This is a genomic window from Mesorhizobium sp. M1312 (genome assembly GCF_040318115.1).
Taxonomy (GTDB): domain Bacteria; phylum Pseudomonadota; class Alphaproteobacteria; order Rhizobiales; family Rhizobiaceae; genus Mesorhizobium.
Genome location: NZ_JAMYLQ010000003.1, coordinates 137,404 through 148,528 on the forward strand (window position 1 = coordinate 137,404; position 11,125 = coordinate 148,528).

Annotated in this window: 10 protein-coding genes; all 10 read right to left on the bottom strand. The window is 63.0% G+C overall.

Annotated features, from left to right (window positions below; translation table 11 throughout):
• Position 1: 1 nt before the first annotated feature.
• Genes NKH36_RS05840 through tssJ form a run of 10 tightly spaced genes read right to left on the bottom strand, consistent with a single transcriptional unit; the run spans position 2 to position 11,125 of the window.
• Complete coding sequence (locus tag NKH36_RS05840) at positions 2–1,051, bottom strand: hypothetical protein (RefSeq protein ID WP_352958018.1); 1,050 nt, start codon at positions 1,049–1,051, stop codon at positions 2–4.
• Positions 1,048–2,136 carry a DUF2169 family type VI secretion system accessory protein gene (locus NKH36_RS05845; RefSeq protein ID WP_352958019.1) on the bottom strand — a complete coding sequence of 363 codons (1,089 nt, stop codon included), beginning with the start codon at positions 2,134–2,136 and terminating at the stop codon, positions 1,048–1,050. Before NKH36_RS05845 ends, NKH36_RS05840 begins: the two co-directional genes overlap by 4 nt.
• A 3-nt stretch (positions 2,137–2,139) precedes the next feature.
• The gene (locus tag NKH36_RS05850; protein WP_352958020.1) at positions 2,140–2,622 is read right to left on the bottom strand and encodes a hypothetical protein; all 483 of its coding nucleotides are present in this window, start codon (positions 2,620–2,622) and stop codon (positions 2,140–2,142) included.
• The gene (locus tag NKH36_RS05855; protein WP_352958021.1) at positions 2,622–3,044 is read right to left on the bottom strand and encodes a hypothetical protein; all 423 of its coding nucleotides are present in this window, start codon (positions 3,042–3,044) and stop codon (positions 2,622–2,624) included. Before NKH36_RS05855 ends, NKH36_RS05850 begins: the two co-directional genes overlap by 1 nt.
• Positions 3,041–3,910, bottom strand: coding sequence for a DUF4150 domain-containing protein (locus NKH36_RS05860; RefSeq protein ID WP_352958022.1), 870 nt, complete (start codon positions 3,908–3,910; stop codon positions 3,041–3,043). The genes NKH36_RS05855 and NKH36_RS05860 overlap by 4 nt, the downstream gene beginning before the upstream one ends.
• A gap of 2 nt (positions 3,911–3,912) precedes the next feature.
• Entirely contained in the window at positions 3,913–4,452 is a 540-nt protein-coding gene (gene tagF / locus NKH36_RS05865; protein WP_352958023.1) for a type VI secretion system-associated protein TagF, read from the bottom strand.
• The gene (gene tssM / locus NKH36_RS05870; protein WP_352958024.1) at positions 4,434–7,970 is read right to left on the bottom strand and encodes a type VI secretion system membrane subunit TssM; all 3,537 of its coding nucleotides are present in this window, start codon (positions 7,968–7,970) and stop codon (positions 4,434–4,436) included. The genes tagF and tssM overlap by 19 nt, the downstream gene beginning before the upstream one ends.
• Position 7,971: 1 nt before the next feature.
• The gene (gene icmH / locus NKH36_RS05875) at positions 7,972–9,294 is read right to left on the bottom strand and encodes a type IVB secretion system protein IcmH/DotU (protein ID WP_352960718.1); all 1,323 of its coding nucleotides are present in this window, start codon (positions 9,292–9,294) and stop codon (positions 7,972–7,974) included.
• A 4-nt stretch (positions 9,295–9,298) separates the two neighbouring features.
• A complete protein-coding gene (gene tssK / locus NKH36_RS05880; protein WP_126103011.1) occupies positions 9,299–10,633 on the bottom strand; it encodes a type VI secretion system baseplate subunit TssK in 1,335 nt (444 codons plus the stop codon).
• Between the two features lie 39 nt (positions 10,634–10,672).
• Complete coding sequence (gene tssJ, locus NKH36_RS05885; protein ID WP_352960720.1) at positions 10,673–11,125, bottom strand: type VI secretion system lipoprotein TssJ; 453 nt, start codon at positions 11,123–11,125, stop codon at positions 10,673–10,675.

The window sequence follows — 11,125 nt, forward strand, 5'->3', positions numbered from 1 at the left end:
TTCAGCCGGACTTGACCTCGCTGACCAGCGCCGTAGCGCGCAATCCGGCTTCGGACGAGACCTCGCACATGGCGACCGGGCCGGGCGCATAGCCGGCGGTGAAACTGTCGGCCGCCACGAGCAGCGCCAGCGCCCCGCCGGCCGCCCCTATCTCGCCGACAGTCATTGCCGGATAGGCAATCGGCAAGATTTCGCGCCGTGTGCGATAGAAGCGAGACCGCGCTATGTTTGCTTCCCACCCGCTATAGCGCTCCCCATTGCCATTGCTGACGACAAAGACGATGTCGGGCTCTCGCGGACCATCGCCGGTCCCATTCAATGCACCCTGAAGCGCACCAAGCAGCGCTTTGCCCTGGCTGTAACGCTCCGTTAGCACAGTATCGGCTTCCTGAGCAAAACCGGCGCCGTGGATAGCGGCGAGACATGGCGACTTCGTATCCGGTCTCGATTGCAAGCAAACGAAGGCTGCCGCCTCTCCGGGAACAAGCCCTTGAGCATTGTCAGAGCCCTTCAGCCGTCCCGTTTCGGCGAGCCGAGCGATATCCTTGTCGTTGACCAGACTGTCGACGCCGCCGAGCAGAACGCGCTCGACGCCTGGATGGGCAAGCATTTCGGAGATTTGCTGAAGCACGCCGATGCTTGCTGCGGCACCGCCATCGAGCGCGCGCGAAGCCTTATGGAATGGGCCGCCGCATGCGTGCACGACGGCATTCAGAAAGCCAGAAGGATCGACTTCTTCGAAGGCCACATGGTTCCTGAAGTTCTCCGGCAACACTAGTATCAGCACGGTCGTGCGCGGATCCGCCGCCGTCGATACGAGCGCGTCCGTGATGGCGCGAGACGCCATGTTGACCAGCCAGTCCCAATCCGTGGTTCTCAGCGACCAATGAGTGGGAATTCGCGAGACGATCTGCGACGCACCCATAGGCTCGGCCAGCAGATACTCTTCAAAGGCGGAGAGCCCGGCGCGGATCGTGGCGAGCGTTTGCCGCCGGTTCAGGCCGGCGGGTGTCACTGCGCCGCCGCCAGCGATATACAATGGTCGTTTCATGGCAGCCACGCCGGGCGGTCAGTAATGGTGCCGTCAGTCCCGCGTAGCGCAAAATAATCCTTCCCCTTTCGCTTCGCCGCAATCAGCGCCGGCGTGACATGGCCGAAGACGAGTTCGCGCAGTGCAGGCCGGTTGCGCCGCGTCGTCACAGCCACCCGCGCTTTCAGCGTCACCCGAAATAAGTCAGGCTCGATGATGACCGTATCTGCCTTGAAAATTTGGTCTTCGACGCGGTCCTCGAAAATCAGGCGGATGGGCGCGACCACGCGCGGCAGCTTGAAGTTCCACCGGCCGTCCGGGGTGAGTCCCATCAGAGTGACCTGATCGCCGCCGTTGAGATTTGGAAGTTGCTGGTCCGCCGGCGCCGCGAGATTGTAGCGCGGATCGTAATTCTTCGGCGGCAAGGGCCACTGGGTGTCGATCCAAGCCTGATCATAGGTCCCTGCCAACGGCAGGCGCGGCTGCCACCCGCGCCCGAGCACCCCGAAACCGGCCGGCCGCGGCTTGTCCAAGGGGCTCATGAATGGCTCGTCCGGGTATGTTATGTTTGGCGCTTGCGTCTTGACTGCTGGATCAGCTGAGCGGGCATGCGCGAAACCCACTCCCAGCGGATTGCGAGGATCGGTCTTCAGATCGGCGGTGGTGCCGCCGTAGGCGCGTTCATAGACGATAGGCATCCGTGTGAATGGATGTGGCGCGCTATAGCTCCCGGCATCGTAAATGCGGTCGCCGGCGATACTGAGCACCTTTTGCAGTGGCCCGAACTTCAGTCCCACTTGCATTTCTCGAACCGGTTTTCCGTTCGGGGCATATGCGGTGCCGTTGACGATGACGTCCACGCCGGGCTTAAGCATCGCGATATCGGCCTCGTAGCGCGTAGATGAAAGGGCAGGATCGCCGAAAAAGACATCGCTGAGCGTCACCGGCAATTGTTCCTCGGCTGGTTCCAGGGCGGTCGTTTCCTCCGCGCCTTGGAAGCTCGCCGAGAAAAGGCCCAGGAAAACCTCCTGACCGTCCGCGTCCGGCAGCGCGTAAGATCCGACCGCGAAGGGGGTACGATTCTCCAGCCAGACCGCGAAGCTCATCGCTCAGCACCAGGCTCTGTTCTCATCCATGCCGATCGGCCAGTACGGCATACAGGCGATCAGGCGCACCAATTCCTTCTTCCTAGCGTCGATCAACCATTGCAGAAGCAGGGTTTCGGGATAGACGACCTCTCCAGAGCTCTTGTTGGCGTCGCAGCAATCAAGCCAGTAATTGCGTACGATCCAGACCACGTTGCCATGCGCGGCAGCGCCGGCGGCGCGCTTGTTGAACGCCTTGCGGATAGCCTCGTCGCGGTTCAATCCCTGCTGCTGTTGTGCTTTGACCGTGTCTGCCCACCAGGGCACCGCGATCTCGTAGGCCATTTGGATATCTTCCAAGTAGCCGTCGAAAAGATCCTGATGCCGCCCCGAACTCTGGGCGAGCTTGCGCGCTGCGATTTTCGCATCCCGGGGCTCGATGTAGCCCGGCTGGCGTAGCAGGCGGCGAATGCCGCGGTCGGTTTCAAAATAGGTGATCAGCGCCATCAGGTGATCTCTTCGTCCTGGTCAAGCCCGATCGGCACGAAAACGAAGCCGTTGACGACTTCGGCGAGATCGGGGGCCTTACTGGGGATGTCGTCGATCAGCAAGTCTATATGGCCGACATAGCGGGGGCTGTCGCCGAGGTCGTCGACACCCCATTTTTCCTCGGGCGACTTCTCGGCCTCCTCGACGAATTCGTGCTCGTTTTTTCGGTTCAGATTCTCCACCTCGAAATAGTGCGTGCGAAAGATATGCAGAAAGCGTGGGTGCCCGGAAATTCCAGTCGGCCAGATTAGTGAGATGGCATCGAAGGTTTCGACTGCAACGATGCCGCTCCACCAGGCGTTGATTTCGGGCAGGAGCGCGCGCAGTTCGGCGATGTAGCGCTGCTGGATGTCGTCATAGCTCTTGGCGATCGTGATCATGGCGCACCTAGCTTTGTCGCATAGGCTTCCGCCTGGCTTCCCTGACTGCGATAATGCGCTTCACAGTGCGGTTTGACCCTGCTTGCCCGTTCGAAATACTTCTTGAAATCCGCAAGTTTCATATTGCATCCGCCAAGCGCCCAGGCCACGCACAGCGGCGGCTGATGGTCATGGGTCATATGGCCTTTACCGCGCGCCATATCCTTTCCATGGACAGGATCCTCGTATCGTACGATCGCTCCACCGCTCGGTCGCGTCGTGCGCCAGTGAGCGCGCTTTACCCGCGCGTCGTCCCGCTTGCATTCCCAGCATGGCTTGTTGCGGACCGCCTTCTTCTGGGCCGAGGAAGGATCCTTATCCGGTCTGTGGACCTTCGCGTCGTAAGGCTTGCTCGGACAGGGGCCGGGTGCGATACCCTTGCGTCTCAGCAGCGCCTTGAAGGTATTGATCGCTGTCTGGTCGATGCAGTTGGGTAGATCGCTGGCCGTGTTCTGAGCCATCATGTCGCCGTGGCGATCGACCCCCTTGCCCTCCGCCTTGACCGTGAACGACCACAGTTTGAAGACGCCCTTGCCTTTGATCTTGTGTGTGATGACGCCTGCACCAAGACCCTGGGTCGCCGGCTCGTTGCCGGTGCTGGTCGAAATCTCCGAAGAATTCTCGATCGCCGTCGGCTCGCCGTCGATCTTGACGCTTTTGGTACCCTTCGACAGGTCGGAAGAGGACAGCATATTGACATAGGGCACCGGAACCGGGCCCGCCGGCGGCGATGGCGGCGACAGACAGACATCGCCGGGCGCGATGCCCTTGCCATTGCTGCCCTTGTGGAAGAAGCCCATGTTCTCGGCGAAGACGGTGATGGCCATGATCAGCTTTCCTCTGCCGGCAGAGGCACGGTACGCATAACGGGCAGGCCGTTGTCGGCCAGATCATGAATGTCTTTGAAATGGCATTCGTGCACGTTCCAGCCGTCGCACCAGAAGACGATCTTGGGCTCCGCGTGGTTGGCCGGCGGCGGCTGAACCGCGTTGATCCGCTCGGTAACCATGGCACTCGTCCAGTAGTGCGACACCGAGTCACCTGCGATCTTGGACACCGCATCGAACCATTCGTCTTCCATGCGGGGCGGGCGTCCGACGGCGGCGACCACGAATGGATATCTACGCCCGACGCGATCCTCGCTCATCCGCCACGCGCCAGCACAAGGCCTATCGCAGAAAATGCCAGCGGGCGCAGTGAAGCGCCATACGCGTGAGTCGAGATCTCCCTCATCCGGCCGCGCCCGCAATTCCATCGACATCCAGCGGTCCCAGCGGTCGATGAAAGTCCGCGGCAGGTTCCAGGCGACAAAGTCGCCCGTCGCCGGGATCTTGCCAAAAAATCCGGTGGTCATATCTGCGGCGGACATGAGAACTTCTTGAACATCTGCAGGTTGTAAGGGTTCTCGACGCTTGCCGCCTTAAGCTCGAAATCGGCGTACATGCCTTGCGTGCCCAGTCGCAGGCTGTAGACGTCGGACAGCGAGGTGCCGGTGAAGCGGCCGCTGCGCAGCAGCCTCAGCCAGGCCCAGCTGCCGGTCTCGTTGAGCATGATTTCGGGCGAGCCGTCGATCGGCTGGAAGGCGAGCGAGATGACGCCGGTGCCGTCCTTGCCGGGCCAGGTCATCGGTTGCGGCCGCGTCGCGTTGTTGTAGTAGACGAGGTTCTGGCCATCGAGGTTGAGCGTCACGCGCGTGACGTTGGGAGACAGGTCCTTCGGTTCGAGCGTGAAGCTCATCACCGGGCCGGTACCGCCTGGAAACAGATCGTCGCGGATCCGCCTGGCCTGTTCGAACGCCGCCAGAGCCGCCGGATCGAGCCCAAAATCGGCGCGCCATTTCCATGGCTGGGCGGCGGTGTCGACATAGCTGATCAGATGATCGTTGATGAAGGCGTCGATCATCCCGGCCGGTCCGAACAGGCGGGAAAAATCGCGGACATTGACGTCCACGGCGCTTTCGGGGCTGAACGGATAGCGGTCGTTCAGCGCCGCCTGGCAGAACGGCAGGATGTCGGCGCGCCAGATGGCGTTGAGTTCCGAGGTGACCGCCTTCTGTGTCAGGCCGCTGGTGTCGCCGGCAATGCCGCCGAGCCAGTCGTCGACCGGATCGGGCAGGATCTGCGCTTGCCTGGCGACCGCTCCCGTCAGTTCGGCCAGCCCACCCTGCTTCTTGATGGCGTCCTGCGGGTCGGGATTGGCCGTGACCGTCTGCAGCACGTTCGAAAGTGCCGTCAGCGCCACCACCGCGGCATCGAGTGCCGGCGGCTGGCCGTCGACCTCGGCAATCGCGCCCTTGAGCGGCTTGAAATGTTCGGCCACCAGATTGCCGGTAAGATCCACCTCGTTGGCAGAGCCTGCGCGCGGCAGCAGTTTTGCCCCTGTCTTGGCCAGCTTGCCAAGCTTGCCGAGTTTGCTGAGCAGTTTCGAGCCGCCTTTGGCTGCTGCCTTGTTGTCGGCCGGCGCTTCATCGGATCGGGTAAGCTCGGTCTCCTGAACGACCGCCGTAAGCAGGCGCTTCAGCGCGGAGTCGGCACTCGAAAGGTCCTTGAGGTTCTCGCTGGCGACATTCAGGTCGGCCAATGGCGCGAGCCTGATATCGCGCAGGATGCTGTCCCATTGTGCGATGTAGTCTTCGTAATAGAGTTTTAGAATATCCTCGGACAGCGCCGAGACGGAGGTTTCGGAATTTTCCGAACAGCCTCCGGCAAAGACCGCCCGATCCAGCGCCGCCTGGGCGGCGACATCCTCGACCCGGTCGAGAATGGCATCATGGAAGCCGGAATAGGTGAACGCGCCCGAAATGCCGACGCGCAGCGTCTTGTCGGAACGCCGTGCAAAAACCTTGGCGCCGTTGGGACCGGCAAAATTCGCTGGAATCCATTCCTTGAGCCCGGCCACCGCCGGATCGGCCAGCAGCTGTCTGTAGGCACGCGCAGGCAGCGAAATCGTGCAAACTGTTTTCAGCGCCTCGGCAACCAGCGCCTGATCCGCGGCGATGTAGCTGTCATCGACCGCCATGCGGCGGATCGCGGCAAGCTGGTGCTCTTCCGCGTCGGCGGTCGGAAAGGGCGGCGCCGGTGCGAATTCCGGCAAATCATTGACCCACCAGTTCTGGACGAAATCGGCGTCCATCTGCGACAGGCCCGTCATCATGCGATAGGTCTTCAGCGCCCCCAGCATGAAATCCGGATCGCGGATCTGCCGCCACATGGTCGCCTCGAGCAGAGCGACCATGTGCGGCTCAAGGACGTTGCGCAGCGCGTGGTCGTAAGTGTCGGCCTGCGCCCGCAGCAGCTCCGCCGATGCCGATGGTCCCAGCAGATCCTGGGCACTGCTCGGCGGTGCCGTTCGGGCATTTGCGACCTCGGCCATCGCATTGAGCGCGCCATCTATAGCGGGCTGCTCCACCGATGCCGGGCTCGCGGCTGCCGCGGTCAATGGCGCCTGCAGCGCCTCGAACTGGCCCGCCTGCGCTGCGATCGCATTGCGGTTGTCATAGTAGGACCAGGTGAACATCGCACCGGCCAACAGGGCGGCGGCGGCACAGGCGGCCGCGGCGCTACGCCAGATCCAGGTGCGGCGGCGCTGCGCCAGCGGATCGAACGTCCCCAGGCCGGCTTCCCTGAAGATGACCTCGGTCAGCAGGTTCTTCAGGAAAAAGCTGCGTTTTTCCACGCGCGCCGCCGGCATGGCCCGTCGCGGCGGGAGACCGAAGGATGAAGACAGCGCCGCGGTCAGCCGGTCGATGGGCGCCCCTTCCTGGGTCGCTGACGTCAGATACAAACCGCGCAGCCAGGCGGCTTCTTCGTATCGGCTTTCACCGAACATTGCCTCGATCAGCACCTGGATCGGCTCGGAAAGGCTTGTGAGCTGGGCGGGAAACCTGAAAATTTCGGCGCGAGCGGCGAGTTTGTCCTCGTCCTCCAGGCGCGGCACCAGCCGCCGCTCGAGTTCCGTCGCAAGGGTGGCGATTTCGCGCTCTATTGTCTTTGCGTCTACCCGCGCATCCAGCGCGAAGGTCGTCCCCCACACCTGCTCGCGCGAGGCCGTCGACAAGCCTTCGAAGAAAGCCTCGAAGCCCTTGATCAGATCGGCCTTGGTCAGCATCAGATAGACCGGAAGGCGGATTTCGAGCCGGTCGTTGAGCTCTGCCAGCCGACGACGGATCTTGCGGCCATGAGCCTTGATGGCTTCGTCGCCCTCTGAGAGCACGTCGATCGACAGCGCGACGATCACGCCGTTGAGGGCACGGCGGCCGCGGTGCTTTTTCAACAGGTCGAGGAAGCCCAGCCATTCCGCCGCATCGACGTCGGGCTGGCTCTCCTGCTGCACATAGCGGCCCGCAGTGTCGATCAGAACCGCGTTCTCCGAGAAAAACCAGTCGCAGTTGCGCGTGCCGCCGACCCCCTGCAAGTCGTCGGTGAGATCGATCGGAAAGTTCAGACCGGACTGGCGCAAAGCCGTGGTCTTGCCGGTGGCCGGCGGCCCAACGATCACGTACCAGGGCATCTCGCGCAGGAACTTGCGTCCACCTAGTTTGCGGCGCTTCAGTTCGGCCATCACCTCGGCGAACTTGGCGCCGACGGCGGCGACGTTCTCTTCGCCGGGGCTCAGCGGTTTTTCCACCGCTGGCGCAGCGATTTCAGCGACGAACATGCGGTTGGCTCGGATCGCCCGGCGCTGCGCGACGATCAGCCAGATCAGCCAGAAGATGACCAGCAGCGCAATAATGACAATGCGCACATTTTCCGAGGCGAAGGGTTCGTAAGCACCGACCCTGACGATCGGCCCGAACACCCAGATAACCAGAGAAAGCAGCGTGATGCCGATCAGCGTCCACAGCCAGCGCGATGTCAGAACCGCCCAGAGGAAGCGCAGGATGAACATCTCACAGCCTCTTTTCGACCAGCACCTCGACGCGGCGGTTCAAGGCCCGTCCCGCGCGGGTGCTGTCGTCGGCCACTGGATCGGTAGCTGCGCGTCCTTCAAAGCGAATGCGGTCCTGCGGCACACCGTTCTGGACCAGCATCTCGGCAATGGTCGCTGCGCGCGCTTCCGACAGCCGCTGGTTGGTGGAAAGCGGATTGGACCGCTGCAAAGGAACACTGTCGGTATGGCCGACCACCGTGATGTTTCCGATCAGTTCCTGATTGGCGAGGATCACTTTGGCGATTGAACCGATCAGCGGTTCGAAGCCTTCCGTCAGTGTCGGCCGCGACGACTGGAACAGTTCGGGGTTGGAGGCCTGAATGATCAGCCTGGCCAGCGAAACGCTCTCGGTGCCGCTTAGCGCGGCTCTGAGATTCGCCGGCGCTCCGGTCTGAAATTCCGGCACCAGCGCGAAATCCACAGCCTCTGGCGGCGGCGCGTCGACCGGTGGCGATGTGCGGCTGATTTCGCCGCGCGTCGGCGGCGGCAAAGCACGAACCAGCGTCGAAAGCTCGACCGCCTGACTGCTCAGTCCCATCGACAGCCCGAGATAGATTGCCGTGGCGAGAACCGCCGCGCCGAGCCCCATCACCCAGATCGGAACGATGAAGCGCTGCGGCTCGTCGGATGCGATCACGCCTTTCCAGTTCGGCGACAGCGGCGCGCCGTCGGCGTCCGCATCGCGCAGAAAGCGCGCCGCAGCAACGCGAACCGCATTGAGCGAGCGGTCGCCCGACCGGCCTGGCACACGATATTTGCCGCGGAAGCCGAGCGCCAGGCAATGGTATTGCAGTTCGAGCAGCTCGCGATCCCGGTTCGGATGCCGCTCCAGTTCGTCGAGACGCGTGAAGAACTGCGTGCCGGCGTCGACATCGCCTCGAAGCATCACCACAAGCGGCTGGCGCGGCCATGCGCTGGCGCCGCCCCATGGCGTGTTCAAGGCCAGATCGTCGAGCAACGCCGCCACCACCCAGGCTGCCTGGTCGGCGCGCTCCAGAGAGGTTCCTGCCGCCATTGCCGCGTCGCGTGCCCGAACCAGCTCATCGAGCAACCGGGTGCGCAACGCTTCCGGGTTTTCCGGCGGCAGCGCGCTTTCAAGCTCGGGCGCGAACTCGAGCAGGGGCGCGAATGCGTTGACAAGCGTGTTCGGATGCGTACGCGACCGTTTGATTGGCACCCCCGACAAGAGTGGCGTCATCGGTCGCGGCATCGGCGCGCCGGTCAGACGTATGCGAGTGCGTTCGCGATCCTCCGACAGTCCGAAAGGATCATCCCGGCTCATCATCTCACCTGTTTACCGAATAGCAGTCCACCTGCGGCTCGCTCGGCAGTACACCCGACACGCCGATGACGAAGCCAGGGGCGTCGAGCAGCGAGGCCCAGTGCTCGCTTTTCTGATCCAGCTCGAGGCACAGCCGATCGCCATCGTAGGGGATTTCGCGGGGCTGGGAATGAAGCGGTTTCAGTGGAATGCCGGGTAGACGGGATTTCCACAGGCCCTCGAACTGATCGGCCGAACCGACAGTCGCCTGGTTGACGAAAATCTTGCGCAAGGCGTCTTCCGACAGCTCGGAGCCGACCCGGATGACGATCCGGCTGGCCACCAGCAGCTTCGGGTTGTCGATGCGGATTTTCCAGACATTGGTCGAATGCCGCATGACAGGTAGTGCGCGTGATTTAGGCTCGATGTAACGCAGGCTCAGGATGAGTGAGCGCAAGGCGTCCGCCAGCGCCGAATAGGCGGGGCCGGGCGCCATGTGATCGTAGGCCGGCAACTCGCTCAGCCGCCGCGCGCTCGAGCCATAGGTCGCCATTGAACCGGCAAGACCGGCAAGCTCCAGATAAAGCTCGGCCGGATGGAAAACATCCTGCGCCAGCATGTGAGCCAGTCGCGGACGCGCCGCATTGGCGAGATTGAGCATCAACAGGTCTTCGACGCTGCGCCCTGGCCCGCCCATGACCATTTTGCCATGCGCCTCGGCGATTTGGTCGAGGCCGGTGACAACTTCCAAAAGCAACTGGCGGTACCAGGCCACCGCTCCGGTAACCAGTGTCGGCGGCAGGAACGTCTCATCCAGGGAGACGCCACCATCGGCTCGAACCCCTTTGATGTCGGCTATCGGCAGGGCGGTGTAGCCACCAACCGATTTTCCGGGTGCAAGCAGCAGCGCCTGCGGACGGGCGATTTCGATTTCTTCGGGATCCGAACCGCCCTGGACGGCGTCGCGGACCGAAACGATGCGCCCATGATAGCGCGCGCCGGTGGATGCGGCGTGCGCCGGATCGAAGCCGACACCGCCTGCAGGCTCGAGCGGCAGGGCGACCAGCACCGGTCCAGCGCCGGTATCGGCGGTGACCGGCAGCGGTCGTGGCGCGTCCATCAGGTCTGGTATGGAGAAGGGGGTTCCATCCGGAAAGATGCCTCGTGCCGACAGGATGGAGACCTGGCCGGCGTCGAGCATTGCCTGGTCCAGCGTCAGCTGCTGAAAGCCGAACGTATGGAGCTGCCCGGCCTGCAACGCGCCGCGCACAGTCGCCTCGAAAAAGCGATCCTGCTGCTGAAAATGCTGGGTCCGGAGAAACAGGCCTTCGGACCACAGCACCCTGTTTGCATCGCTCATGCCGCTACTTCCTGCATTGAGCACCCCTTGCCCTGGCCGCTAGGCGGAAATGCCGCCGCTGCCAAGCGTGACGTTGACGGTTACTTTTGACCCCGGCGACACCGACTTGGTTGTACGCCAGTTCCGGCCGCCGGGCTCGCGAACGAGGGCAACGAAGCCCAGCGCAGCCGCGTCCGGCTCGACCGTGATGGTTTTGGATGCGGTCTTTCCAGGTCCGATGGAGATCTGGTCGGATCCAATGAGGTCGCCTCCGAGTGCGGAGCCGGCATCCCCCTGCAGCGCGAAATAATCGGCCGAGTTGAATTTACCGGTGCTGCGCAGCCGCATCACGAGGACTGTCACGGGCCGGTCGCCGCCACCTGGTCCCGGGTTCATGCCGGCCGCGCCGGTCAAGTTGACGGTGACCGCGGATGGTTTCGGCGGACCGCTCTGGCAAGCCGCAAGCAGCCCGGTTGCGCCCAGGGCAACGATAAATTCGCGGCGATCGATCAT